Genomic DNA, 25295 nt, shown 5'->3' with positions numbered 1-25295 from the left:
ATTCGGTGCGCCGGTTCTTGGAACGGCACTGGTACGCGTACGCGATGGTTCTGCCGGTCGTGGTGGTCATCGCGGTGTTGGTGCTCTACCCGCTCGCCCAGGGCGTGTTCTTCACCTTCACCAACATCAACGAGGCCAACATCGCGAACCCGGTGCTCGACCGGCCGGCGACGTACGACGGCGTTGGCTTCAAGAACTACCTGAACGTCCTGTCCGGCGACTCGTCGTACGGGGCGTTCTGGAGCACGCTGGTCCGCACGCTCATCTGGACCTTCGGCTGCGTGTTCTTCCACTACACGATCGGCCTGGGCCTCGCGCTGCTGCTCAACCGCGAGGTGAAGGGCCGCACGCTCTACCGCGTGATGCTGATCCTGCCGTGGGCCGTGCCCGCGTTCATCAGTGCGTTCGCGTGGAAGTACATGTTCAACGCGCAGTACGGGATCATCAACCAGCTGCTGCGCGCGGTCGGCCTGCCCGACCCGGTGTGGCTCGGCCAGTCCGACTGGGCGCTGTTCGCCGTGATCGTCGTCAACGTCTGGCTCGGCGTGCCGTTCATGATGGTGGCGCTGCTCGGCGGCCTGCAGTCGATCCCCGGCGACCTGTACGAGGCCGCGGAGATGGACGGCGCGACGCCGTGGCAACGCTTCCGGAACGTGACGCTGCCCGGCCTGCGCTCGGTGTCGTCGACGGTGATCCTGCTGGGCATCATCTGGACGTTCAACATGTTCCCGGTGATCTACCTGATCGCCGGGCCGAACCCGAACACGCGCATCCTCGTCACGTACGCGTTCGAGCGCTTCTTCTCCGGCGCCTCACGTGACTACGCGATCGCGTCGACCTACGGCGTGCTCATCCTCTCCGTGCTGTTGGTCTTCGCCACGGTCTACCGCCGTGCGCTGCGCAAGCAAGGCGAGGTGTGGTGATGACGCTCGACGCTTCTTCTTTGCAGATGGTGAAACCGGAGCGCCGGCTCAAGCGCACCGACCGCTCCCCGCTGGCGTCCGCCGGCCTGCACGCCGGGCTGATCGTCGCCTCGCTGGTCGCGGTGTTCCCCGTTTTCTGGGTGCTCGTCACGTCTTTCAAGCCGGACGCCCGCGCGGTCGAGACCTCGCCGCAGTTGTTCAACGAGTCCTCTTTGGACAACTACACGCGGATCCTGGGCGGCGAGAAGGGCGCGTTCCTCACCTGGTTCGGCAACTCGGTGCTGATCGCGTTGCTGACGACGATCATCGCGGTGTTCCTGTCTGCGACGACGGGCTACGCGGCGTCACGCTTCCGGTTCCCCGGCAAGCGATCGCTGATGATGTCGTTCCTCGTGGTGCAGATGTTCCCGTTCGCGGTGCTGATCGTGCCGCTGTACAACATCCTCATCGCGTTGGGGCTGCAGGGAAGTTCGATCGGCCTCGTGCTCGTGTACTGCACGACCGCGGTGCCGTTCTGCACGTACATGCTCAAGGGCTACTTCGACACGATCCCCACGGACATCGACGAAGCAGGCCGCGTGGACGGGCTCTCCCCGTTCGGCGTGTTCTGGCGGCTGATCATGCCGTTGGCCAAGCCGGGGCTCGCGGTGACGTCGTTCTACGCGTTCCTGACGGCCTGGGGCGAGGTGGCGTTCGCGTCCGCCTTCCTGTCCGCCGCGGACGAGTCGAAGACGCTGGCCGTGGGGTTGCAGGTGTTCGTGCAGCAGAACAGGACCGAGTGGGGGCATCTCGCGGCCGCGTCCATTCTGGTCGCGATTCCCGCCGTGATCGTGTTCTACCTGGTGCAGCGGTTCCTGGTGACCGGGCTGTCGTCCGGTGCTGTGAAGGGCTGATCGTCGTCGGAGGTGGCGCTACTTCAGCGCCACCTCCAGCGCGGCTCGGTTCGCCGTGACCCACTCATGGGCGGCACGCACGGACCGGGCGGCGCCTGAGTCGCGCAGCCGCGTCATCGCCGCGTCCGTGCCGGTCTCGATCCCGCGCCGGCACCGGTCCTGCCACCACAGGATCGTCTCGACGACCTGGCTCCGGTCGGTCAGACCGTAGGCGTCGCACATCATCCGCAGCCGTTCGGACGTCGTGGCGAGATCGTCGACCGCCGGGCCGAGGCCCAGGTACTGCCAGCACATGTGCGCCACGTCGTGGACGCGAGCGCCCGGTGCGGCGAGGTCCCAGTCCACGAAGGCGACCGGTGACCGGTCGCGGTACACGGTGTTCTTCGGGGACAGGTCGTTGTGGCACACGACTTCCTGGTCGCCGGCCAGCGGGGTTCCCGCGGTCAGGTCGTGGAACTGCCGCACGAGCCGGGCGACCTGGGCCAGGCCGTCCTGGGACTTCGCGGGGACGTGGCCGTCCAGGAACGTCAGCACCTCCCGGCCCTGTTCGTCCACGCCGAGGAACCTCGGAGCGCCTGGCCACGCGTGCTGTTCGAAGTGGTGCAGCAGCCGGTGGACGAACTCGGAACGGTCTGTCGTCCCTCGCCGCACCGTGTCTCCGATCCGGACGACGTGGCTGACGAAACCACCTGACAACGGCTGTTCGTTCATGCCTCTGAACGTAAGCGCTTACGTTGCCGTGCCACGAAACGTAAGCGCTTACGTCTGTTCCCGTAAGCGCTTGCAATGCCTAACGTCGCGCCCAGACAAGCGGTGAAAGGTGCGTCACATGGCAGAGGTGTCCTACGTCAAGGCTTCGCGGATCTTCTCCGGCAACCCGCCGGTGCGGGCGGTCGACGAGCTCTCCCTCGAGGTGAGCGACGGCGAGTTCCTGGTGCTGGTCGGCCCGTCCGGTTCGGGCAAGTCGACGGCGCTGCGCATGCTCGCGGGCCTGGAGGACATCGACGAGGGCGCCATCCACATCGGTGGCAAGGACGTCACGAACGTGCCGCCGAAGGGCCGGGACATCGCGATGGTGTTCCAGTCGTACGCGCTGTACCCGCACATGACCGTCGCGGAGAACATGGGCTTCGCGCTCAAGCTGCGCGGTGTGCCGAAGACCGAGATCAAGGCGAAGGTCGAAGAGGCCGCCAAGATGCTCGACCTGCAGAAGTACCTGGAGCGCAAGCCGAAGGCGCTCTCCGGTGGTCAGCGTCAGCGTGTCGCCATGGGTCGCGCCATCGTGCGTGAGCCCTCCGTGTTCCTCATGGACGAGCCGCTGTCCAACCTGGACGCCAAGCTGCGCGTCGAGACGCGTGCGAACATCGCCGCTCTCCAGCAGCGCCTCGGCACCACCACGATCTACGTCACGCACGACCAGGTCGAGGCCATGACCATGGGCCACCGCGTCGCGGTGCTCAAGGACGGCCTGCTCCAGCAGTGCGACACGCCTCGCGCGCTGTACGACCGCCCGGCCAACGCGTTCGTCGCGGGCTTCATCGGCTCGCCGGCCATGAACCTCAAGACCGTGCCGATCTCGGCGGAGGGCGCCAAGCTCGACGGCATCATCGTGCCGCTGACCCGTTCCGCGCTCGACGCCGCCGGCGGTCTGGACGAGGTCACCTTCGGCATCCGGCCCGAGGCGCTCGGCATCGTGCCGTCGAGCGAAGAGGGCATGGACATGACGGTCGAGCTGGTCGAGGAGCTCGGCGCCGACGCGCTCGTGCACGGTGCGGTGAAGATCGGCGACGCGTCGCAGCGCTTCGTCGTCCGCGTCGACGGTCGCACGCCGCCGACCCTGGGCCAGCACGTCAAGGTGGCCGTCCGCGACACTACCGAGATCCACCTGTTCCACCCCGAGTCGGGCGAGCGCCTGGAGGCGTGAGTCACACTCCGACAAGCCCCCGGCAGTCACGCCGGGGGTTTTTTCGTGTCGTAAGATGAACTCGACAACGGTTTCCATTACCTGATCGAGGGACGGCGTGATGACTCTCCGCAACGCTCTGGTCGGCGCTCTCGCCGTCGTGAGCCTGGCCGCCTGCGGCACGACCACGCCGTCTTCCGACAGCGGCAAGATCCAGGTCGTCGCCTCCACCAACGTGTGGGGCAGCGTCATCAAGGCGGTCGGCGGCGACGAGGTCGAGGTCAAGGCCCTGCTGGACGACCCGTCGGCCGACCCGCACTCGTACGAGAGCAAGCCCGCGGACGCGGCGCTGATCAAGGACGCCAAGCTGGTCGTGTTCAACGGCGGCGGCTACGACGACTTCTTCGCCAAGCTGATCACCAGCGACGCGACCAGGAAGATCGAGGCGTTCCCGATGCGCGACAACCACGCGGAGCCGCAGACCGGCGCGCCCGACGCCGACGGTCACGACCACAGCGTGAACGAGCACGTCTGGTACGACCTGCACACCGTTCAGGCGGTGGCCGAGGCCGCGGCGAACGAACTGGGTGCCCTCGCGCCGGAGAAGAAGACGACGTTCGAGAAGAACACGGCGGACTTCACCGCCAAGCTCGAAGAGCTGGAGAAGAAGGTCGCCGGCATCGGCAAGGGCCGCAAGGTCGTCGCCACCGAGCCCATCGCGCACTACCTGATCGACGAGAGCGGCGCCGAGGACGTGACGCCCGAGGCGTTCAGCAAGGCGATCGAGGAGGAGTCGGACGTGCCGGCCGCCGCCCTCGCGTCGATGAACCAGCTCGTCGAGTCCAAGCAGGTCAACGCCCTGATCAACAACACCCAGACCGAGAACCAGGTCACCAAGGGCCTCGTCGAGAAGGCGCGCACGGCCGGTGTTCCGGTCGTCGCGGTCACCGAGACGTTGCCGGAGGGCGTGACCGGCTACCTTGACTGGATGAGCAAGCAGGTTGACGCGCTCACGCAGGCGCTCAAGGCATGAGCGCTATCTCGCTGCGCGGGGCCCGGCTGTCCTACGGGGACAGAGTGCTGTGGGACGGGCTCGACCTCGACGTCGAGCCCGGTGAGTTCCTCGCGGTCCTGGGGCCGAACGGCTCCGGCAAGACCAGCCTGATGCGCGTGCTGCTAGGACTGCAGCCGCTGTCGTCCGGCACGGTCTCGATCGCCGGCGGCAACCACGCCATCGGGTACATCCCGCAGCAGCGAGCGCTCGACCAGTCCATGACGTTGCGGGGCCGCGATCTCGTTTCTCTGGGCCTGGACGGCCATCGGTGGGGTCTTGGGCTGCGGGGGCGTCGTGAACGCCGTGTGCGCGTAGACGCGGCCATCGAGTCGGTGGGTGGGTCGGCGTACGCGGACTCGCCTGTCGGGCTGTTGTCCGGTGGGGAGCAGCAGCGGTTGCGCGTCGCACAGGCGCTGGTCGGCGATCCTGGCGTGATGCTCTGCGACGAGCCGTTGCTGTCGCTGGACCTCGCGAACCAGCGGGTGGTGTCTGAGCTGATCGACAAGCGGCGCCGCGAGGCCGACACGGCGGTCTTGTTCGTCACGCACGAGCTGAATCCCGTCCTGCCGCTCGTCGACCGGGTGCTGTACCTGGTGGGCGGGCGGTTCCGCGTCGGTACGCCGGAAGAGGTCATGAACTCCCGCACGTTGTCCGAGCTGTACCGGACGCCGGTCGAGGTCGTGCGGGTGCGCGACCAGATCCTGGTCGTCGGTGCCGGCGCTTGCGAGGAGCAGACGCACCACCTGTCGGCGGAGGCCGTTTCGTGACGTTCTTCGACCTGCTCGAACTGGACTTCGTGCAGACCGCGTTGATCGCGGCCGCGGTGCTGGGGCTGGTGGCCGGGGTGCTTGGGCCGCTCGTTGTCACGCGCAAGATGGCGTTCGCCGTGCACGGGACCAGTGAGCTTGCTTTCACCGGTGGTGCGGCGGCGTTGCTGCTCGGCGTCAGCGTTGGGTACGGGGCGCTGGCCGGGTCGATTCTTGCCGCGGTGTTGCTGGGGGTGTTGTCGCGGCGGGAGAGTGACCGGGACTCGGTCATCGGGGCGATCCTGGCGTTCGGGCTTGGCATGGGGATTTTGATGCTCGCCCTCTACAAGGGGCGGGCTTCCAACAAGTTCGGGCTGTTGACCGGGCAGATCGTCGGGGTCGACTCCACGGATCTGAACCTTCTTGTGGTGTCGTCTGTTGCTGTGCTGGCTGTGCTTGCGGTGATCTACCGGCCGTTGTTCTTCGCTTCTGTGGACCCGGATGTGGCTGTGTCGCGTGGGGTTCCGGTGCGGGCGTTGTCTGTTGTGTTCGCTGTGCTGGTTGGTGTTGCTACGGCGCTGTCGGTGCAGGTTGTCGGGGCGTTGCTGGTGCTGGCGTTGATGATCACGCCGGCTGCTGCTGCCATGCGGGTTACTGCTTCGCCGTTGCGGGCCACGGTTCTGTCTGTGGTTTTTGCCGAGGTTGCGGCTGTTGGTGGGATTTTGTTGTCGTTGCAGCCTGGGTTGCCGGTTTCTGCTCTGGTTACGGCTGTCAGCTTTGTGATCTATCTGGTTTGTCGTGGGGTTGGGGCTGTTCGGGGGCGGGCTGTTTGAGTGGTTGCGTTGTGGGCGTTCAGGTTGCGCTGCTTCCTGGGGCTCCGCCCCAGACCCCGCCAATCTGATCCAAAACCGGGGCCTACGCCGTGCGTAGGCAGATGGCACGCCTGTTGCGTTGGGCGGAGGCGCGTTGCTTAGTGGGGCGCGTTGGTGGGGTGGTTTCGTCACGAGCCGTACCAAGAGCGGGCCACATCAGGGAGGGGGTGTCAAACGGACGAAAAGCGTGTCCGTTTGACACCCCCTCCCTGATGCAGCAAGAGCTATGGCACGACTCGTGACGAAACCACCCCACCCAGACCGCACGGTAAGGACGGCTCGCCTGCGGCATCGCGGGCTATCAGGGGCTTGCCATGACCGCGCGCTCAGACTGCTTGCCTTCGGCGTCGCTTGCGATTTGTGGCTTGCCGTGACCGCGTGCTCTGTCTGCTCGGCTTTGGCTTCGCGGGACTGTCAGACCCGCTGAGTACGTTGGGTCGCGGGGGAGCCTGACTCGAAGGGGACCCCTGCGCGAGCCTGCGCTGCTGCGTGAGCCTGTGTTCTTAGGCCGTGCGGGACGAGATCGGCTTGGTCACGTCGTCCTGGCGGGGGGCCGGCATCAGGCGCGGCGGGATGTCCAGGCCTGCCACGCGGACCTGGTTGCGGCCGTTCTCCTTGGCCTTGTAGAGCGCGGCGTCCGCTGAGTGTTGCGCGGTGGCCATGTCCGGGCCGTTGTCGGGGATCACCGCCACGCCGATGGAGGCCGAGATCGCCTGCAGCGACTCGCCTTCCGGTTCTGGGGGCTGGATCTCGCGGCCGTAGAGCGTGACCACGTTGCGGTGCTTGTCGGTGGTCGGGACGGCCAGCGAGCCGATTGCCTCGCGGATGCGTTCGGCGATCGTCACGCCCTGGGCCACCGGGGTGTCCTTCAGCGCTACCACGAACTCCTCGCCGCCGTCTCGGCCCGCTACGTCGCCCGGGCGGAGCTTTTCGCGGAGGATTCTGCCCACCTCGGCCAGGACGGCGTTGCCCGCCGGGTGGCCCCAGGTGTCGTTGATGCGCTTGAAGTGGTCGAGGTCGATGACCAGGACTGTCATCGGTTCGCCGTCCAGGCGGCAGCGTTCGGCCAGGCGGCCCGCGTACTCGGTGAGGCCGTTGGTGTTGAGCAGGCCCGTCCGGTAGTCGGTGTGGGCGTCCGCGGCGAGGCGTTGGTGGAGCTGTTCCTGTTCGCGCAGCAGGCGTTCCAGGTGGGTCCGGCGTTCTCCTGCGCGTGACAGCAGGGCGTTGACCAGGATGACTGGGACTGTCAGCAGCAGGGGGCCCACCCAGTGGCTTGTCATGAGCATGCCGAGCATGGCGCCGGCGCCGAGAGTGCTCATTTCGAGCATGTTGTCGACTTTGGAGCCGAGGAAGTCGAGGACCTTCGAGTTCGGGGTCACGATCTTGAAGGCGGCCGCGACTGTCATCACCTGGACCAGCCAGTAGACGACGGCGGCTATCGCGAGGATGAGGACGAGGCTCAGGTCCGTCGGGATGTTTCCGGTTGCGGCCAGCGAGACGCCCGACAGGTGCACCAGTGCCCAGGACAGGAGGGTGGACGCGAGCATGGAGGCGGTGCCGAAGACGAAGCGGTAGGGCTGGCGGCGGGCAATCGGCTGGATCAGGATGCGCATCCAGATCGTGGCGATCACGGCCAGGCCGCCTGGGAGGGCCACGGCCGCGGCGAAGGTCCAGACCGAGGTCAGGTCGATGTGGGGGCCTGAGGCCTCGTTGCGGCGGGCTTCTTCCGCTCTGCGGACGACGGTCAGGTGGATGGTGATCGCGGCGATGAGCGCGGCGAAGCGGAGCCAGTCCGTGGTCGAGACAGCGGTGAGCTTCGTCAGCAGCCAGATGGCGGCCACGGCGACGGCCGCTTCGAGCACGAAAAAGTATGCGATCGCACTAGGCGCAACTGTCCAAAGGTCCCAGTTGCGAATCGGAGTCAAGCCGAGTGCCCGCGATCGCCTGCGATCAGTCAAACTGTTCTTCACCACGACCCCCTACGCTCATGGCAAGTCATGAGCTAAGCCGCCGCTGACCAGGTCGTAGACCACCACGCTGCCGCTTGTCGCAACGAGGAGGTGTCCTTCCATGTGCAACCGAGACTTCTGAACGCCACCTTCCTCTACCCGGCTTCAATCTCGCACCCAGATCATCATGGTGCCTCTACGACGGATATCGCTATTGGTGACCGTTCTGTTTCAGATTGCCACCGCCTTCGTGTCGTTGCGACCCCGAGCACGTCGCCAGGCGAAGGTAGCCTGCGTCGCCAGCAGCAGTCCGATGCCGCCCGCGCCGGCGATCGTGGCCGTCACAGATCCGATCGAATGAGCGACGACACCGGCCAGCGCCATTCCGCCGCCCTGGCTCGAGCGCAGCGCCGCACGCCCAATGCCATAAGCCCTTCCGCGGTACTGGTCGGGTAGCAGCCGCATCCACGCCGAACGAGCGGGTGTGTGATAAGCCCCGCCTATACCGGCAATCACGAGCAAAACGATCGTCCAGGTCAGGTTCGGGTGGAAAGCGAACATGATCAACGGGGCCAGCGACAGGATCGCCAGCGGGCCGATCAGCCGTTCTCGCTTCGCCGGATCCCGCACGAGACGGAAGAGCAGCGCCACACCCAGCACGTTCGCGGCGGGTTCGATGGCGAGGATCAGACCGACCGCCCACACCGCGTTCAGGCTCGCCGCCAGCGGGACCGCGAGTCCTTCCGGGACCATCGCGAGGCCCGCGAGCAGACGGACGCCCAGCAGGGTCCTCAATCGCGGCTCGGACACCATCAGCGTGAGCACGCCGCGTGGTTCTTCGTCGTCCTTCTTCTTGCGGCCCAGCGGATCGGCTGCCGGGCGGTGCTTCACGGACGTCTGCACCAGGATCGCCAGCGCGGCGAACGTGGCCGCGTTGATCCCGAGCGCGACGCCGGCGCCGGCGTGGGCGACCAGGAAGCCCGCGGCGGCGAGACCCGCCATCTGGGCAATGTCGACGGACGTGCCGAAGAGCGCCACACCGTCGTCGTAGCGTTTCGGCGGGAGTACGTGAGGGAGGCTCGCCTCCTGGGCCGCGAGATACGGCGAGGAGATCGCCAGAACCACCACGAGCAGCACGATCATGGCCCACAGCGGCATGCCGGGAATGGCCATCGCGCCCATGAGCACGGCCTGCATCCAGGCGGTAGTCACCATTACCGTGCGTCGCGGGAACCGGTCGGCGACCCAGCCGAGCAACGGGCCCGAAATCAGCGGCGGGAACAGTGTCAGCGACCACGTGAGCGCGGTCCAGGCAGCGGATTGTGTTCGCTCGAATACGATCAGTGACAATGCGACCGCTGCGAGCTGGTCACCGGCGGTCGAGGCGGTCGAGCCGATCCACATGGCGCGGAACTCGCGCAAACCCACGAGCTCGCGGAGCGCGCCGCGGGTCGTCATGCGGTGTCCCGGGCAGCCGCTCCCCGCGCGCGGTGAATCGGCACGTCCCGATTCGCTCTACGCCGAGTCACGTCGCCCCCGCCGGTGGTAATCAATTCCTATCGACAATCACGGTAGAAGCTGCCTGACCGTTCAACGTCTGTCCTACCACAGTGTGTACCTAAACGGAGCAGGGCAGTTACCTAAAGTAGTTACAATAGCGAAACGTAGAGCTGATCTTCTTCACAGTTGACCTCGGCCTCGCCTGATTGGACCCCAAATGGTCACGGTGTGTGTCAGCCGGTGCCAAACGGGTGTCTCGCGCTCCGCCAAGCGGCGTAACCTGCTCCGACTCCTGCCAGGCGAAACAGGCGAATTGCGATCGAGACGAAGGTACCCGCGCTCGGGAGTGGCGCGGAATAGGCCACGCCGTTTGTCATCCCGATCAGTCGTGGAGTTCTGGCAAGTGTGGAGATCTCGTTTCCTCGCCCGCGTAACGAAACCGGTTTCGCAGGCGAGGAAAACGATCACTAACGTCGGCGAATGAAGGCGCTTAGTGTCGCGAACTAGCCGATAACGTCAGGCAACTGTCACACAAGGCCGGCTGAGAGGTCAGCCCTTGGCGTCGAGGCGGCGGCGACGGGCGATCTCGGCCAGCACGACACCGGACGCGACGGACGCGTTGAGCGACTCGACGCCCTTCGCCATCGGGATCGACACGGTCTGGTCGCACGTCTCCTTGACCAGACGGCCGAGGCCGCGGCCTTCCGATCCGACCACGACGACGAGCGGGCCCGTCGCGAGGTCCAGACCGTCGACGTCGACGTCACCGTCGGCGTCGAGGCCGACGATCATCAGACCCGCCTCCGCCCAGTCGCGCAGCGTCCGGGTGAGGTTCGTGGCCATCGCGATCGGGATCTTGGCGGCCGTGCCCGCGCTGGTGCGCCAGGCAACCGCCGTCATCGACGCGCTGCGCCGCTGCGGCACCACGACGCCCTGCGCGCCGAACGCCGCCGCGGACCGCACGACGGCACCCAGGTTGCGCGGGTCCGTCACGCCGTCCAGTGCCACCAGCAACGGCGGCGTGGTGGCGCGCTGAGCGAGCTCGAGCAGCTCGTTCGGGGTCGCGTACTCGAACGGCGGCACCTGCAGGCCGAGGCCCTGGTGCATCGCGCCGGCGGTGATCCGGTCGAGCTCGCCGCGGGCGACCTCGAGCACGGTGATGCCGCGGTCGGCGGCCAGGCGCACGGCCTCGGCCACGCGGTCGTCCGCGTCGATGCCCAGAGCCACGTACAGCGCCGTCGCGGGCGTGCCCGCGCGCAGACACTCCACGACGGGGTTGCGGCCCGCCACGGTCTCCGCGGAGGCCTTCTCCTTGGTGTGCCGGCGCTGGGTCTTGGCCGCGTCGGTCTTCGCCGCCACCTTGGCCCGCTTGTAGGCGGGGTGGTTCGGGCGCTCGGTCGCCTTCGGCGTCGGACCCTTGCCGGTCAGCCCCTTGGACTTCTGCCCGCCGGAGCCGACGACCGCGCCCTTCTTCGAGCCCGGATTGCGCATCGCGCCCTTGCGCTTGGAATTGCCAGCCACGGAAGTCAGTCGTCCTTCAAAGTCCACTGCGGACCGTCGGGGGTGTCCTCGACGGCGATGCCCGCGTCGTGCAGCTGGTCGCGCAATGCGTCAGAGCGCGCGAAATCCCTGCTCTTGCGGGCTTCTTGGCGTTCGACGAGAAGTCGATCCACCAGGGTGGTCAACGCCTGTCGCATGCCGAGATCGGCAGACGAGGCGTCGTTCCACTTCGGCGACAACGGGTCGACGCCGAGGATGTCAGCCATCCGGCGCACGCACTCGGCGGCCGCCCTGGCCGTCTCGTGGTCGCCGTCGGCGAGTGCCGTGTTGCCCTGGCGCACCTTGTTGTGCAGCGCAGCCACGGCTTGGGGCGTGTTCAGGTCGTTGTCCATCGCGACGACGAAGTCCGGGCACATGTCGCCGCGCAGCTCGATCGGGCCGACGCGGTCCGCGACACGGCGCAGGAACGACTCGATGCGCCCGTAGGACGTCACCGCCTCCTGCAACGCCTCTTCGGAGTACTCGATGTGCGACCGGTAGTGCGGCGAGACCAGGTAGTACCGCAGCTCCTGCGCGCGGACCAGTTCCAGCATCGCGGGGATGGACACCGTGTTGCCGAGCGACTTGGCCATCTTCTCGCCCGACAGCGTCACCCAGTAGTTGTGCATCCAGTAGTTCGCGAAGCCGTCGCCGGCCGCGCGGGACTGGGCCTGCTCGTTCTCGTGGTGCGGGAAGATCAGGTCGAGCCCGCCGCCGTGGATGTCGAACGTGCTGCCGAGGTACGTCGTGGCCATCGCCGAGCACTCGAGGTGCCAGCCGGGCCTGCCGTCGCCCCACGGGGTCGGCCAGGACGGCTCACCGGGCTTGGCGGCCTTCCACAGCGTGAAGTCGCGCGGGTCGCGCTTGCCGCGTACCGCCGTCTCACCCTGCTCCACGCTGTCGAGCCGTTGCCCTGACAGCGCGCCGTACTCGGGGAACGAGCGCACGTCGAAGTAGACGTCGCCGTCGACGTCGTAGGCGTGGCCCTTGTCGATCAGCCGCTGCATCAGCTCGACCATCTGCGTGACGTGGCCGGTGGCGCGCGGCGCGTACGACGGCGGCAGGCAGCCCAGCGCGTCGTAGGCGTCCTCGAAGGCGCGCTCGTGCGTGTACGCCCACTCCCACCAGGGCCTGCCGTGGTCGGCGGCCTTGGCGAGGATCTTGTCGTCGATGTCGGTGACGTTGCGGACCAGCGTGATGTCAGCGCCGTCGCGGGCGAGCCAGCGGCGCAGGACGTCGAAGTTCAGGCCGCTGCGGACGTGCCCGATGTGCGGCACGCCCTGCACGGTCGCCCCACACACGTAGATCGACGCCGTTCCGTTGACCTGCGGGTGGAACTCCCGCATGGACCGGCTCGCCGTGTCGTAGATGTGGAGGCTCACACGGGAATGGTACGGGCCACATCCAAAAGAGCAGTCGGGCGGTCACTCGTCGGAACCGGGTTGACGAGCCGGAAGGAGCAACCGATCGACTCCGCTCCGCCGTCCGCCTCCTCGCTGTCGCCGACCATTACGGCATTGCGGGGATCGACGCCCAGCCGTTCGCAGGCGGTGGTGAAGATCTTCGGGTCCGGCTTGATGACGCCTTCTTCGTAGGAGAGCACGAACTCGTCCACGAGGTGCGTGAGGCCGTGCAGCTCGAAGACGCTGCGGATGTCCCAGCCGATGTTGCTGACGACCGCGACGGGGACGTCCTTGAGGTGCTCCAGCGTCGCCCTGGTGTCCGGGTAGGGCTTCCAGGACTCCGGGTGCAGCAGCTGGTCGTAGAGGGCCTCGGCGTCGGGCACCAGCGCGTCCTCGAGCACCTTCACGTGCACCCAGCGGTGCACGTCGGGGTCGAGGTCGCGCCGGTGCCAGCCGTCGGCCAGTTCGGGGTCCATGCCGTCGGCGATGCCGACCGGGGCGGTGAGTGCACGCATCAGGTCACCGTTGGACTCCAGCTCGGGGTGTTCGAGCCGGAACAGCGTGCCGGAGAAGTCGAAGAGCGCGGCGCGGATCGTCACGCCCCCGACTCTACGTGCCGAACGGCTAGGTGGTCTGGACCTTTTTGAGCTCGGCCTCGACCAGCGAGGCGTCGTAGGACAGGGTCAGCTGAAGGTCACCCGCACCGCGGTCGCTGGCGGCCGCGAACTCGTCGGCGAACTGCTCGATCTGCTTGAGCGGCTGGTCGGCGAGCTGTGCGGCGGCCTTGTAGAGCGCGGTGAAGCGGTCCGGCGTCGCTGTGCCGCGCAGGTCAGCCGACCAGTCGAGCAGGTTCTCGTACTGCTCCACGAAGCTGTTGGCCAGGTACTTGATCTTGTCGCTGTCGCCGGGCCGTCCGGCCGGGCCGAACGCCATCTGGAGCCGGCCGGGCGAGAGCAGGTCCGCGATGCCGTTGATGATGCCGTCGAACGTGCGGCTGCGCGCCATGAAGGTGTCCAGCGCGTCCACGTCCGCCGTGATCATGCGCTTCGGCTTGACGCTGCCCATCTCGTGGCTGATCCGCTTGTCCTTGAGGTTGCGCATGTGCAGCCCCACGGTGTCGGCGAACAGCTGGTACTCCCAGCCGGCCTTCGGTGTGCTGCTGACCGCGGCACCGACCTTCTTCGCGATCATCTCGGCCAGCTCGCGCGGCGTGCGGTTGCGGATGTCCAGGTAACCGGTGCCCACGCGCAACGCGGGGATCTCGGTGTCGTCGAACCGGACGGGCAGCACGTACTCGGTGTCGGAGACCAGGGCGCGGTCGAACGCGGACTGCCGCTCGTGCTTGGTCCACATCTTCCTGGCGTAGGCCTCCGAAATGAACATCACGCAGAAGCGCGAGTCGTGGCGGTAGATCTGGTCGAGGTGCTCGACGAGGTTCTTGCCCCAGAGATCGGCTTGCTCGTCGGTGTCGTAGAAGCGGGAGACGCCCAGTTCGGTGAGGTGGCGGGCCACCTCGTCGACGTAGGGGCGGTCTTCGCCGGCGAAGGAGAGACAAACGTCGTACTTGGGCACGCGGTGGATCGTAGTGGCGGGAACCACACCGCTGTGCGGGGAGTTGTCCAGGTATGAGCCTGGGGTACCTGTTCGCGATGTCGTTACCCGCGTTGGTGGCGGCGTTGTTCGTGCTCGCAGTGGTCGAGCGCTTCGTGCGGGGGAAGAAGAAGGGCACGCCGATGTCCGCGGCCGGGATCGGTGAGCTCGGCGCGACGTTCGAGGCCGGCAAGCGCGAGGAGATCGAGTTCCGCAAGGAGGAACGCCTGCTGCGCGACGACGAGGGGGACGGCGCGCCGCCGCGAAGCCGGGTGGACCTCGACGGCGGCCGTGCCGTGCTCAACGTGCCGGCGCAGAGGCAGCCGAGCTAGGCGTTGCCGGTGGTCTTGGCGACCTTCACACGGACGATCACGCGGACGTTGTCCATGCCGGCGTCACCGGGGTAGTCCTTGCCGAGGTACTTGTGCGACAGCTCGTTGATGAGCTCGGCGCCGCCTTCGGTGGTCAGCGACGCGTCACCGCGGAACTCGCTGTACTGGTACGGGTTGTCCTTGTTGATGACGGTGATGCTCACCCGCGGGTCGTTCTGCAGGTGGCGCTCCTTCGCCCGGCCGACGACGGTGGAGAACAGCACGTCGTCGCCGTCGCGCTTGATCCAGACGACCGAGGTCTGCGGGCTGCCGTCCTTGGTCAGCGTCGCGACCGTGGCGTAGTTCGGGCTGTCGAGGAGTTCGCGCTGCGTTTCTGAAAGCGTGGCCATGTTCGTCAGGCTACGGGGAACAGCAGGGCTGTCGCGATCGCCGCGATGCCCTCGTTTCGCCCTGTGAGACCCAGGCCGTCCGTGGTGGTGCCGGCGACCGAGACGGGGCCGCCCACTGCGTCGGAAAGCGTTTTCTGGGCTTCTTCGCGACGCTTGCCGATGCGCGGCTCGTTGCCGATGACCTGCACTGTGGCGTTCCCCACACGGAAGCCGGCCTCCTCGACGAGGCGGCGCACCTCCGTGAGCAGGACCACGCCGTGCGCGCCCGACCAGCGCGGATCCGACGTGCCGAAGACGGCACCCAGGTCACCCAGGCCCGCCGCGGACAGCAGCGCGTCGCACAGGGCGTGCGAGGCCACGTCGCCGTCGGAGTGGCCGGCGCAACCGTCGACGCCCTCCCACAGCAGACCGGCGATCCAGCACTCCCGACCTGACTCGATCGGGTGGACGTCGACGCCCTGGCCGATCCTCACTTCTGGCCTCCGCTGAACAGTGCTTCCGCGACCGCGAGGTCGAACGGGGTGGTGATCTTCATGGCGTGCGCGTGTCCGGGAACCGTGTGGACGGCGACACCGTTTTTCTCTACGAGACCAGCGTCGTCAGTCGCGGCAATACCGGAGCAATAGGCGGCTTTGAGAGTCTCGGCGCGGAAACCCTGCGGGGTCTGCACGACCCGCAGACCGGCTCGATCAGGTGTGGAGACGACCACTCCGACCTCGTCCACCTGCTTGATCGTGTCGGCGACCGGAAGCACCGGGATGACGGCGTCGAATCCGCCGCGCACAGCGGCCACGACGGCGGCGATGACCTCGGGAGGGGTGAAGGCACGAGCGGCGTCGTGGACCAGCACGATCGAGGTGTCCGGAATCACGCGGAGCGCGTGTTCGAGGGCGAGCCGCACCGAGTCGGTGCGTTCGGCACCCCCTGAAAGCACGTGCACCGCCCCGCCGGCCGGGGCCAGCGAGGCGGTTGCGATGTGCACCAAGTCCACATCGGACGGTGGAGCTGCGATGACGACGTGCTGAACCTGGCCTGACTCGAACAGACCTCGTACGGCACGAGTCAACAGCGGGACACCGTTGACCGGCACGAGCGCCTTGGGCATCCCGTAGCCCAGACGCTCACCCCGCCCTGCCGCGGGCACGAGCGCGACAACACTCATGTTCGCGACTAAGTCCGATGCTCTGATTTGTTTGTTTGAGAAAAACTACGAGGCGGTGGCGAGAACTTCGTCGAGGAGAACCTCGGCCTTGTCCTCGTCGGTGCCCTCGGCCAGCGCCAGCTCGCTGACCAGTATCTGCCGCGCCTTCGCCAGCATCCGCTTCTCGCCGGCGGAAAGCCCGCGATCCTTCTCGCGCCGCCAGAGGTCGCGCACCACTTCCGCAACCTTGTTCACATCGCCGGAGGCGAGCTTCTCAAGATTGGCCTTGTACCGCCGAGACCAGTTGGTCGGCTCCTCGGTGTGGGGAGCACGCAAGACCTCGAAAACCTTGTCGAGCCCTTCCTGGCCGACAACGTCACGCACGCCTACGATTTCGGCGTTGTCAGCGGGAACCCGAACGGTGAGGTCGCCCTGCGCTACCTTGAGAACGAGGTACTTCTTCTCCTCGCCCTTGATCACGCGGGTCTCGATTGCTTCGATGAGAGCGGCACCGTGGTGCGGGTAGACGACGGTCTCTCCGACCTTGAAAACCATGTGTCCTCTGCCCCTTTCGATGCCTCCATCCTAACACGTCCGGCAACCCTTCGATCGCTGCTCGATGATCCGTTAGTGCTGGTCAGGGCCATGCGGGGGGTTGACAAACCACCTGTTCGCGTGCAAGGTACGTCTCATCGAAGATCGACTGGCATCCCGTCGCGTCCTCGATTCGGGTCCCGGTTAGGCTCCTTGCCTGGTGGTTGTTCCCTAGGAAGGACGCTGGAGCCGTGAACTCAGGAGTGTCTCGCCGGATGATCGTGACGGCAGCGCTGGCCGCAGGCCTCGGCCTGGTGGCGGTCGGCTGCAGCGCCGGTCAGGTCACCCAGACCGACACCCAGGTCGCCGCCGTCGACGGTGCGAGCGGCAACGCGGGCCCGATCGCGGTGCGCAACGTCATGCTCGCTTTCCCGCCGGACGGCAACCGGTACCACGACGGCGACGACGCGCCGCTGACGTTCGTCATCGCGAACTCGGGCTCCGCGCCGGACAAGCTGCTGTCGATCAAGTCGGAGGCCTCGGAAGCCGAGGCCGAGGTCGTCGGCTCGAAGGACATCCCGGCGCAGTACGCGCTGCGGGCCGAGTACGACGCCTCGAAGGCGCCGGTGAAGTCGTCCGCGCCTTCGTCGTCCGCTGCCTCGTCCTCGTCGGTCGTGCCGACCTCGGGTGCCCCGTCGTCGAACCCGTCCTCGTCGGTGACGCCGTCGTCCGGTGCCCCGTCCTCGGGCGTGTCGTCCTCGAACGTGACGCCGTCCTCGGGCGCGTCGTCGAGCGGTCGCCCGTCGGGTTCCTCCGTCGCGCCGACCTCGTCGTCGGCCGCGGTCGACCCGAGCCTCGAGGTGCTGGAGATCCGCTGCACCCTCAAGAAGCTGAACCGCGACGTGGTGGCGGCCCAGACCGTCAAGATCACGTTCCTGTTCGAGAAGGCCGGCTCGCTGACGCTGGAGGTGCCCGTGGCGCCGTCCGAGCACAAGCGCACGAGCGAGGGCCACGACGCGGGCCACTGAGCCTCTGAGACGTCGAAACGCCGCCCCCTGGCTTCAGGGGGCGGCGTTTCTCGTTGGTTCAGGACGCCTTGAGCATCGGCAGGAACCTGTCGCGGTAGGCCCACGCCAGGCCGATCTCGGCGGCGACCACGAGCAGCGCCATGACCATGCCGCTCGGCTCCAGGAAGACGTGGAACAGGAAGATGTTCACGATCACCGGGGCGAGCAGGGCCAGCGCCAGCGGCACGAACCGGCCGACGATCAGCAGCAACCCGGCGAGCAGTTGCACGCCGGACGTCAGCTGCAACATGTACCCGGTCGCGTAGAGCGCGGCGCTGAAGGCCACGCCCTCCGGCGCCATCGTGGCGGGGTCAGGGGCGGGCATGAACATGATGAAGCCGTTCAGGCCGGTCGTGGCGAACAGCAGACCGGTCAGCACGCGGGTGACGACGGTGGCGTAGCGGCCGAGGGCGAACTTGCGGGTCTGCGTCGCGGAAACGGTTGCGGTGCTCACTGTGTCCTCCAGGTTCGTCGTGTCCTTCCACTGATGCGTCGAACGGGCCTGCGGCCGGATCGACAAACCCGCCGAAAAATCTTGAAGTTTCTGTCGAAGGCCCTCTGACCTGGGGCGCGCGTTTCTGTCAGACCTGTGCTCTAACGTTCGGTTCGTGGCGAAGACAGCGCGGCCGATCTTCCGTTGTGCCGAGTGCGGGCACGAGGTGGCGAAGTGGTTCGGCCGCTGCCCCGAGTGCCAGGCCTGGGGCAGCATCGAGGAACGAGGCACCGCGTCGGTGACGCGCGTGGTGGCGGGCGCGCCGACGTCCGCTGCCCGGCCCATCGGCGAGGTCGACATCGAGTCGGCGCGGGCGCTTTCCACTGGCGTCAGCGAGTTCGACCGGGTGCTGGGCGGCGGCCTGGTGCCCGGCGCCGTCGTGCTGCTGGCCGGTGAGCCCGGCGTGGGCAAGTCGACGTTGCTGCTGGAGACGGCGCACCGCTGGGCCGAGTCGCACGGCCGTTGCCTCTACGTCACCGGTGAGGAGTCCGCGGGGCAGGTGCGGCTGCGCGCGGAACGCACCGGCAACCTGCACGGCGAGATGTACCTGGCGGCCGAGAGCGAGCTCAGCGCGTTGCTCGGGCAGGTCGACCAGGTGAAGCCGTCGATGCTGATCGTCGACTCCATCCAGACCATGTCGACGGTGAGCGTCGAGGGCGTGCCCGGCGGCGTCACGCAGGTGCGGACTGTCGCATCAGGACTGATCGCGATGGCCAAGGAACGCGGCCTTCCCGTTGTCCTGGTTGGACACGTCACGAAGGACGGATCCGTTGCGGGGCCCAGGGTTCTGGAGCACCTGGTCGACGTGGTGCTCCAGTTCGAGGGCGATCGTCACTCCAGTCTGCGGCTGCTGCGCGGCATCAAGAACCGCTACGGCGCGGCGGACGAGGTGGGCTGCTTCGAGCTGCGCGACGACGGCATCGCGTGCGTGCCGGACCCGTCCGGCTTGTTCCTCACCCGCCGCGAGAAGGCAGTCGAGGGCACCTGCGTCACGGTGATCGTCGAGGGCAAGCGGCCGATGCTCGGCGAGGTGCAGGCGTTGGTGGCCAAGACGAACCTGCCCGCGCCCCGGCGCGCGGTGAGCGGACTCGACTCGGCGCGCATCTCGATGGCGCTGGCGGTGCTGGAGAAGCGCGGCAAGGTCAACCTGTTCCAGAAGGACGTCTTCACCGCCACCGTCGGCGGCATGCGGCTGGTCGAGCCGGCCGCGGACCTCGCCGTGGTGCTGGCGGTGGCCTCCGCGGAACGCGAGATCGCCCTGCCCGCCGACCTGGTGGTGCTCGGCGAGGTAGGCCTGGCCGGCGAGATCAGGCGCGTCAACGGCGTCGGCAAGCGCCTGAGCGAGGCCGCGCGGCTCGGGTTCAAGAAGGCCCTGGTGCCCCCGGACCACGGCCCGCTGCCGGACGGCGTGCGGGCGCTGGTGGCGAACGACCTGGTGTCCGCGCTGGAGCTGCTCGGCCTGAACCGCAAGCGCAGCACCAAGAGCGAGGACAAGCCAGAAGATGAGTGAGTTGCTGCGTCGTGCGGCGGCGCTGATCCCCGGCGACGCGCGCAGCGACGCAGGATGCACATCCGCGGACGTGCTGGACTACCTCGACCACAACGAGCCGGAGGTCGCGCACGGCGTCCTGGAGGACTTCGACGGCATCGCCTGGCAGACCGACGAGTTCTGGGACCTGCTGGTCGAATCGGCGCAGCAGATGAGGCTGAGCACGGAGTGGATCGCCTGGCGCAAGGAGGAAACGCGGCACGGGCTGCTCCGAGCCGAACTCGACCTGGCGGCTGAGGCCGACCCGATCCCTGCCGGAGTGAGGCGCGGAACGCGCTGGGACCTCGGCGACGGCGTGCTCAGGCTCGCGGCGATGCGAATCGAGTCGATGCCGGTGCTCGAGCCGGGCCGGACGGCCGTCGTCCGGCTCAGGCCTGCGGAACCGTGGCAGCACCTCTCCGTGGGCGCCGTGATCGCGCTTCACGAAAGCCAGCCCATGGTGGGCGTGGCGACTGTGATCGAATTAGTGCGTGTGGGGGAGACACGACAGCGAGATAGGTGAGTTACTGCGGTTCGCGGCGTCTTTGGTGCCCGCGGAGGTGCAGAGCTCAGACCTGCTCGACTACCTCGACCTCGAAGAGTGGGAGCTGGTCCTCACCCTGCTGGGCGACTTCGACGGCCACACCTGGCAGACCCCGCGCTACTGGGCCCTGCTCGCCGAGGCGGCAACCCAGATGGACCAGGACGAGGCCTGGTTCCAGTGGCGCTGCGTGGAGTCGATCCAAGGCCTGCTGCGCGTGGAACTGGTGCTGTCGGTCGACGCGGAACCGTTGCAGGCCAGGGGAGAACGCCCGATGTGGGACGTCACGGGCAAACACCAGCGGGTGGCCGCCCTGTGGATCGAGTCCAAGCCGGTGCTGGGGCCTGGTGAACGCGCGACCGCACGACTGAGGCCGTTCGTGCCGCCTGCCTGGGCACATCTGATCCGGGGCGACGTGATCACGTTGCACGGCAGCTCGCCGGGGACCGCGAAAATCATCGAGAGAGTGCCGCCACGCCCCTGAACTCATCCTCGGGGCTTCGGGGAACCGAGTTATCCACAGGTTGACGAAGCGCTGACCTGGCATTATCCGGATCCAGGTAGCCTGTGGACAGAGCAGGAACCAAATCCGGGGTTCGCGCGTTGCGTCAGGAGGAATCGCGCGGGGGAGCGGTGGGCACAGCCGCAGTCAGCTGCACACGTGGCGCCGGCCAGGCACAGCGGAGGTCCTGGAATTGACACCGCCGCAGCGACAGAAGGACCACGGCGGAGGTCCCGGAAATGGCACCGCCGCGAAGATCCTGGAAACGGCACCGCCGCAGCCACAGAAGGGCCACGGCGCAGATCCTGGAAATGACACCGCCGCGGCCCCAGAAGGACCGCGGCGGTAGCAGAACTACGAGATCACTGCGAGAGCAGCTGGGCGCAGCGGATCAGGCCCAGGTGCGAGTACGCCTGCGGGTGGTTGCCCAGCGAGCGTTCCGCGATCGGGTCGTACTCCTCGGGCAGCAGGCCGGTGGGGCCCGCGGCCGCGACGATCTGGCCGAACAGTTCCTCGGCCTCGGTGCGTCGGCCGGTGAGCAGGTACGACTCGATCATCCAGGCGGCGCAGAGGTGGAAGCCGCCTTCGTCGCCCGGCAGGCCGTCGTCGCGGCGGTAGCGGTACACGGTGGAGCCGGACCGCAGCTCCGCCTCGATCGCGGTCACCGTCGACTGGAAGCGTTCGTCGGCCGGGTCGATCAACCCCGACAGGCCCACGAACAGCGAGGCGGCGTCCAGGTCGTCGCCGTCGTAGGCCGTGGTGAACGACTGGACCTCGTCGTTCCAGCCGTTCTTCAGAACATCGTTGGAGATCGTGTCGCGCAGCGGCACCCAGGACGGGTCGAGCTCGCGGCCGAACTGTTCGCCGAGCTTGATGGCGCGGTCGATGGTCAGCCAGCACATGACCTTCGAGTACACGTGGTGGCGCGGTGCGTGCCGTTCCTCCCAGATGCCGTGGTCGGGTTCGTGCCAGCGTCGTGAGACGGCTTCGGCCATCGCCTCGGCCATCGACCAGTCGGCGTCCGACAACGCGCCGCGCGCGGTGGCCAGCTGGACCACCAAATCCACGACCGGGCCGAACACGTCGAGTTGTACCTGCTGGTTCGCGAGGTTGCCCACGCGGACCGGGCGGGAGCCGGCGTAGCCGGGCAGCGACTCGATGACGGCCTCGGCGCCGAGCTGGGTGCCGTGCAGCGTGTAGAGCGGGTGCAGCCGCTCGGGGCCTGGGATGGTTTCCAGGACGCCGTGCAGCCACGCCAGGAAGCCGTCGGCCTCCGCGTACGAGCCCACCGACACGAGCGCGGCGGCGGTCATCGCGCCGTCACGCAGCCAGCAGTAGCGGTAGTCCCAGTTGCGGACGCCGCCGAGCTCTTCGGGCAGTGACGTGGTGGCCGCGGCCATGATCGAGCCGGAGTCTTTGTGCACCAGGCCGCGCAGCGTCAACGCCGAACGCAGCACCAGGTCGGTCTGCACGGTCGGCAGGCGCAGGCCCGCCGCCCAGTCCGACCAGTAGCCGGCGGCGCGGTCACGGCGCACCGACTCGGCCTGAGCGTGCTCGGAGATGTCGTCGGTGCCGCAGCGCAGCTCCAGCAACACCGGCGCGCCCTCGCGTGGGCGGACCACGGCGCGTGCGGTCTCCTGCACGCCGTCCGAGGTGATCTCCCAGTCGACACCGGGAGAACGCAGCACCATCGGATCCGACGTGCCGACGACGCGCAGGCCGTCGCGCTCGCGCAGCAGCCGCACCGGCACCTGCCCGAACTCCGGGCGCGGCGCGAACGTGATCACCGCGTTGGTCGAACCGGAGATCCGGCGCACCAGGTCCGTGCGGTGCGAGGCGAGGTCGTGCTCCAGGTAGTCCGTCACCAGGAGCCGCGACCAGCGGGTCTCCACGATCATCGTGCCCGGCAGGTAGCGCTGGCCCAGCGGCAGCGACCCGTGCTCCGGCTTGATCGAGAAGTGGCCCGCGGCAGGGCCACCCAAAAGATCCGCGAAGATCGCCGCGGAGTCCGGTTCGGGGTGACACAGCCAGTTGACCTTGGCGTCCGGCGTCACCAACGCCACCGAACGCTCGTTCGCGAGCATCGTCAGACGCTCGATCGGCACGGCCTGGTCACCGTGCAGCCACGCGCGGCGCTCCTCGAGCAGGAACGCCAGCACCGTCGCCACGTCGGCGGGGTCGCCGATGTAGTGCTCGGCCAGCGACTCGCCGGCACCCACGCGGATGCCGACGTCCGGGCCGGACAGGCGCGCGAACGCCTTCTCGTCCGTCACGTCGTCGCCCAGGAAGATCGCCGCGGTGGCGCCGACCTGGTGGCGCAGGATGTCCAGCGCCTGGCCCTTGTTGGTCTCGACGACGGCGAGCTCGATGACGGCCTTGCCCTCGGTGACCTGCACACCTTCCCAGGTGCACGGGCCGGAGCGGACGGCGGTGAGCACGGCCTCCCCGATGGCCTCGCTCGCGGCGCGGCGCACGTGCACCGCGACGGAGGCGGGCTTGACCTCGAGCTGGACGCCTTCTTGGCCGTCGGCGATCTCTTCGAGCTCGGCTTCGATGCGCCGCAGCAACGCCTTGGCGCTCGCGTCCAGCGCGTGGACGAAGCCGACGTCGAACTCGGAGCCGTGCGAGCCCACTAGGTGGACCTCGCCAGGCAGACGGGACAGCGTGGCCAGGTCGCGCAGCGCGCGACCGGAGATCACGGCTGAGGTGGTCTCGTGCAGGCTCGCGAGCGAACGCAGCGCGTTCACCGACTCCGGAAGCGGGCGAGCCTGCTCCGGGTCGGCCACGATCGGCGCGAGTGTTCCGTCGTAGTCGCTGGCGACCAGCAGTCGTGGGGTCCTGGCCAGCTGCACGATGGCGCGGCGCAGTTCGGCGGGGAGGGCCTCGGCGGTCAACGCCCCTCCTGGAGCACTCGATGGGTCAATACGGGGATCTGAAAGGATTCAGACCGAGGTCTGCGTGCCCAACGCCTCCAGGAACGACCTCGCCCAACGGTCAACGTCATGGGTGAGGACTTGGCGGCGCAGCGCGCGCATCCTACGGCGGCCTTCAGCAGGATCGATGTCGAGGGCGGCCTGCAGAGCGTTCTTGACACCGTCCAGATCATGGGGGTTCACCAGGAACGCACTGGTCAGTTCTGCGGCAGCGCCGGCGAACTCGCTGAGCACCAGAGCTCCACCAAGATCATATCGGCAGGCCACGTACTCCTTGCACACGAGGTTCATTCCGTCCCGAACGGGCGTGACGACCATGACGTCCGCCGCGCTCATGAACGCGACGAGCTCCTCGCGGTTCACCGACTGGTGCAGGTAGTGCACGACGGGCCTGCCGACCCGTCCGAACTCGCCGTTGATCCGGCCGACCGACTGCTCGATGTCCTTGCGCATCGTCACGTAGTGGTCGACGCGCTCCCTGCTCGGCGTGGCTAGCTGCACCATCGCGACGTCCTCTGGGTCCAGACGTCCGTCCGCGATCAGCTCGTACAGAGCGCGGATCCTGACGTCGATGCCCTTCGTGTAGTCGAGACGGTCCACACCCAGAAGGATGCGCTTGGGGTTGCCCAGGTCCGCTCGAATCTGCTTCGCGCGGGCCTGCGTCTCCTTGCGCCGGGCGACCGCGTCGAGCCCCGCGCTGTCGATCGAGATGGGGAACGCGCCGACGCGCACGGTGCGGTCGCCGACCTGCACGACACCTGGCCGGGTCCTGACACCCACGGTGCCGCGGCTCGGTTCCAGGCCCACGAGCCGGCGGGCCAGCCAGAGGAAGTTCTGCGCGCCGCCGGGCCGGTGGAAGCCGACCAGGTCGGCGCCGAGCAGGCCGCGGATGATCTCCGTGCGCCACGGGAGCTGCATGAACAGCTCGACCGGCGGGAACGGGATGTGCAGGAAGAAGCCGATCTTGAGGTCGGGCCGCTGCTCGCGCAGCATCGCCGGGACGAGTTGCAGCTGGTAGTCCTGCACCCACACCGTCGCGCCCTGGGCGGCGACCTTCGCCGTTGCGTCGGCGAAGCGCTGGTTGACCTTCACGTAGGCGTTCCACCAGTGCCGGTGGAAGGCCGGCTGCGCCACGACGTCGTGGTAGAGCGGCCAGAGCGTGCCGTTGGAGAAGCCCTCGTAGTAGTCCTCGACCTCTTTCGCGGACAGCTCGACCGGGTGCAGCAGGAGGCCGTCGTCCTCGAACGGCGGTACCTCGGTGTCCGCGACGCCGGGCCAGCCGACCCAGGCGCCGCTGTGTGAGCGGAGGAACGGTTCGAGCGCGCTCACGAGCCCGCCAGGGCTGTGCTTCCACCGCTCCGTGCCGTCAGGCAAGCGCTCCAGGTCAACCGGCAGCCGGTTGGCCACGACTACGAATTCCGCCCCGTTCTCGCCAATGTCCATGCTCACGAAACTGAGGCTAG

At 67.8% G+C, this 25295-nt stretch carries 25 protein-coding genes; 11 read left to right on the top strand and 14 right to left on the bottom strand.

Features of this window, described 5'->3' with window-relative positions:
* Window positions 1–5: 5 nt before the first annotated feature.
* Together BM417_RS16170 and BM417_RS16165 are read left to right on the top strand one after the other, a co-directional pair.
* Window positions 6–923, top strand: a complete 918-nt coding sequence (locus tag BM417_RS16170) for a carbohydrate ABC transporter permease (RefSeq protein WP_407656151.1) — start codon at window positions 6–8, stop codon at window positions 921–923.
* Complete coding sequence (locus BM417_RS16165) at window positions 923–1816, top strand: sugar ABC transporter permease (protein WP_093596025.1); 894 nt, start codon at window positions 923–925, stop codon at window positions 1814–1816. Before BM417_RS16170 ends, BM417_RS16165 begins: the two co-directional genes overlap by 1 nt.
* Window positions 1817–1834: 18 nt before the next feature.
* On the opposite strand, the gene BM417_RS16160 is transcribed toward BM417_RS16165, so the two are convergent.
* A complete protein-coding gene (locus tag BM417_RS16160; protein ID WP_093594109.1) occupies window positions 1835–2527 on the bottom strand; it encodes a phosphotransferase in 693 nt (230 codons plus the stop codon).
* 118 nt (window positions 2528–2645) lie between these two features.
* Between BM417_RS16160 and BM417_RS16155 the strand changes: the two genes are divergently transcribed.
* The 4 genes from BM417_RS16155 to BM417_RS16140 all read left to right on the top strand — a co-directional run bounded on the left by BM417_RS16155 (window position 2646) and on the right by BM417_RS16140 (window position 6352).
* Window positions 2646–3740, top strand: coding sequence for an ABC transporter ATP-binding protein (locus tag BM417_RS16155; RefSeq protein WP_093594106.1), 1095 nt, complete (start codon window positions 2646–2648; stop codon window positions 3738–3740).
* 100 nt (window positions 3741–3840) lie between these two features.
* Window positions 3841–4752, top strand: coding sequence for a metal ABC transporter solute-binding protein, Zn/Mn family (locus BM417_RS16150; protein WP_093594103.1), 912 nt, complete (start codon window positions 3841–3843; stop codon window positions 4750–4752).
* On the top strand, window positions 4749–5540 hold the full coding sequence (locus tag BM417_RS16145; RefSeq protein ID WP_093594101.1) for a metal ABC transporter ATP-binding protein: 792 nt from the start codon (window positions 4749–4751) through the stop codon (window positions 5538–5540). The genes BM417_RS16150 and BM417_RS16145 overlap by 4 nt, the downstream gene beginning before the upstream one ends.
* The gene (locus BM417_RS16140) at window positions 5537–6352 is read left to right on the top strand and encodes a metal ABC transporter permease (RefSeq protein WP_093594098.1); all 816 of its coding nucleotides are present in this window, start codon (window positions 5537–5539) and stop codon (window positions 6350–6352) included. Before BM417_RS16145 ends, BM417_RS16140 begins: the two co-directional genes overlap by 4 nt.
* 542 nt (window positions 6353–6894) lie before the next feature.
* Here BM417_RS16140 and BM417_RS16135 read toward each other — a convergent pair.
* The 6 genes from BM417_RS16135 to BM417_RS16110 all read right to left on the bottom strand — a co-directional run bounded on the left by BM417_RS16135 (window position 6895) and on the right by BM417_RS16110 (window position 14354).
* Window positions 6895–8253: a GGDEF domain-containing protein gene (locus tag BM417_RS16135; protein ID WP_245821948.1), complete on the bottom strand. Its 1359-nt coding sequence runs from the start codon at window positions 8251–8253 to the stop codon at window positions 6895–6897.
* 318 nt (window positions 8254–8571) lie between these two features.
* Entirely contained in the window at window positions 8572–9798 is a 1227-nt protein-coding gene (locus BM417_RS16130) for an MFS transporter (RefSeq protein WP_093594095.1), read from the bottom strand.
* Between the two features lie 591 nt (window positions 9799–10389).
* Window positions 10390–11361 carry a 23S rRNA (guanosine(2251)-2'-O)-methyltransferase RlmB gene (gene rlmB, locus BM417_RS16125; RefSeq protein ID WP_093594093.1) on the bottom strand — a complete coding sequence of 324 codons (972 nt, stop codon included), beginning with the start codon at window positions 11359–11361 and terminating at the stop codon, window positions 10390–10392.
* A 5-nt stretch (window positions 11362–11366) separates the two neighbouring features.
* Window positions 11367–12761, bottom strand: coding sequence for a cysteine--tRNA ligase (gene cysS / locus BM417_RS16120; RefSeq protein ID WP_093594090.1), 1395 nt, complete (start codon window positions 12759–12761; stop codon window positions 11367–11369).
* On the bottom strand, window positions 12758–13381 hold the full coding sequence (locus BM417_RS16115) for an HAD family hydrolase (RefSeq protein ID WP_093594088.1): 624 nt from the start codon (window positions 13379–13381) through the stop codon (window positions 12758–12760). Before BM417_RS16115 ends, cysS begins: the two co-directional genes overlap by 4 nt.
* 25 nt (window positions 13382–13406) lie before the next feature.
* Window positions 13407–14354, bottom strand: coding sequence for a toll/interleukin-1 receptor domain-containing protein (locus tag BM417_RS16110; protein WP_177320461.1), 948 nt, complete (start codon window positions 14352–14354; stop codon window positions 13407–13409).
* Between the two features lie 53 nt (window positions 14355–14407).
* Here BM417_RS16110 and BM417_RS16105 point away from each other — a divergent pair, with 53 nt between their 5' ends.
* Window positions 14408–14704 carry a DUF6191 domain-containing protein gene (locus BM417_RS16105; RefSeq protein ID WP_093594082.1) on the top strand — a complete coding sequence of 99 codons (297 nt, stop codon included), beginning with the start codon at window positions 14408–14410 and terminating at the stop codon, window positions 14702–14704.
* Here BM417_RS16105 and BM417_RS16100 read toward each other — a convergent pair.
* The 4 genes from BM417_RS16100 to BM417_RS16085 are packed head-to-tail and all read right to left on the bottom strand — an operon-like array spanning window position 14701 to window position 16789.
* The gene (locus BM417_RS16100) at window positions 14701–15093 is read right to left on the bottom strand and encodes a PPOX class F420-dependent oxidoreductase (protein WP_093594079.1); all 393 of its coding nucleotides are present in this window, start codon (window positions 15091–15093) and stop codon (window positions 14701–14703) included. The two genes, BM417_RS16105 and BM417_RS16100, sit on opposite strands and share 4 nt — an antisense overlap.
* Window positions 15094–15098: 5 nt before the next feature.
* Complete coding sequence (gene ispF, locus BM417_RS16095) at window positions 15099–15566, bottom strand: 2-C-methyl-D-erythritol 2,4-cyclodiphosphate synthase (RefSeq protein WP_093594076.1); 468 nt, start codon at window positions 15564–15566, stop codon at window positions 15099–15101.
* Window positions 15563–16255, bottom strand: a complete 693-nt coding sequence (gene ispD, locus BM417_RS16090) for a 2-C-methyl-D-erythritol 4-phosphate cytidylyltransferase (RefSeq protein ID WP_093594073.1) — start codon at window positions 16253–16255, stop codon at window positions 15563–15565. Before ispD ends, ispF begins: the two co-directional genes overlap by 4 nt.
* Before the next feature lie 45 nt (window positions 16256–16300).
* Window positions 16301–16789 (bottom strand): CarD family transcriptional regulator, encoded by a 489-nt coding sequence (locus tag BM417_RS16085; RefSeq protein ID WP_012782996.1) that lies wholly within the window; start codon window positions 16787–16789, stop codon window positions 16301–16303.
* 254 nt (window positions 16790–17043) lie between these two features.
* Between BM417_RS16085 and BM417_RS16080 the strand changes: the two genes are divergently transcribed.
* Entirely contained in the window at window positions 17044–17796 is a 753-nt protein-coding gene (locus BM417_RS16080; protein WP_093594071.1) for a copper chaperone PCu(A)C, read from the top strand.
* A 58-nt stretch (window positions 17797–17854) separates the two neighbouring features.
* Here BM417_RS16080 and BM417_RS16075 read toward each other — a convergent pair whose 3' ends face one another.
* On the bottom strand, window positions 17855–18289 hold the full coding sequence (locus BM417_RS16075) for a hypothetical protein (RefSeq protein ID WP_093596016.1): 435 nt from the start codon (window positions 18287–18289) through the stop codon (window positions 17855–17857).
* A gap of 154 nt (window positions 18290–18443) precedes the next feature.
* Between BM417_RS16075 and radA the strand changes: the two genes are divergently transcribed.
* Genes radA through BM417_RS16060 form a run of 3 tightly spaced genes read left to right on the top strand, consistent with a single transcriptional unit; the run spans window position 18444 to window position 20881 of the window.
* Window positions 18444–19838, top strand: a complete 1395-nt coding sequence (gene radA / locus BM417_RS16070) for a DNA repair protein RadA (RefSeq protein ID WP_093594069.1) — start codon at window positions 18444–18446, stop codon at window positions 19836–19838.
* The gene (locus BM417_RS16065) at window positions 19831–20379 is read left to right on the top strand and encodes a hypothetical protein (RefSeq protein WP_093594066.1); all 549 of its coding nucleotides are present in this window, start codon (window positions 19831–19833) and stop codon (window positions 20377–20379) included. Before radA ends, BM417_RS16065 begins: the two co-directional genes overlap by 8 nt.
* Window positions 20380–20416: 37 nt before the next feature.
* Window positions 20417–20881 (top strand): hypothetical protein, encoded by a 465-nt coding sequence (locus tag BM417_RS16060; RefSeq protein WP_177320460.1) that lies wholly within the window; start codon window positions 20417–20419, stop codon window positions 20879–20881.
* Window positions 20882–21261: 380 nt separating this feature from the next.
* On the opposite strand, the gene otsB is transcribed toward BM417_RS16060, so the two are convergent.
* Window positions 21262–23793: a trehalose-phosphatase gene (gene otsB / locus BM417_RS16055; protein ID WP_093594060.1), complete on the bottom strand. Its 2532-nt coding sequence runs from the start codon at window positions 23791–23793 to the stop codon at window positions 21262–21264.
* Window positions 23794–23841: 48 nt separating this feature from the next.
* Window positions 23842–25275 carry an alpha,alpha-trehalose-phosphate synthase (UDP-forming) gene (locus tag BM417_RS16050; RefSeq protein ID WP_093594057.1) on the bottom strand — a complete coding sequence of 478 codons (1434 nt, stop codon included), beginning with the start codon at window positions 25273–25275 and terminating at the stop codon, window positions 23842–23844.
* Between the last annotated feature and the right edge of the window lie 20 nt (window positions 25276–25295).

Source organism: Lentzea waywayandensis, assembly GCF_900115955.1.
Taxonomy (GTDB): Bacteria; Actinomycetota; Actinomycetes; order Mycobacteriales; family Pseudonocardiaceae; genus Lentzea; species Lentzea waywayandensis.
The sequence above is the reverse complement of the archived record's forward strand: the minus strand, read 5'-3'. Positions and strand labels throughout refer to the sequence as shown.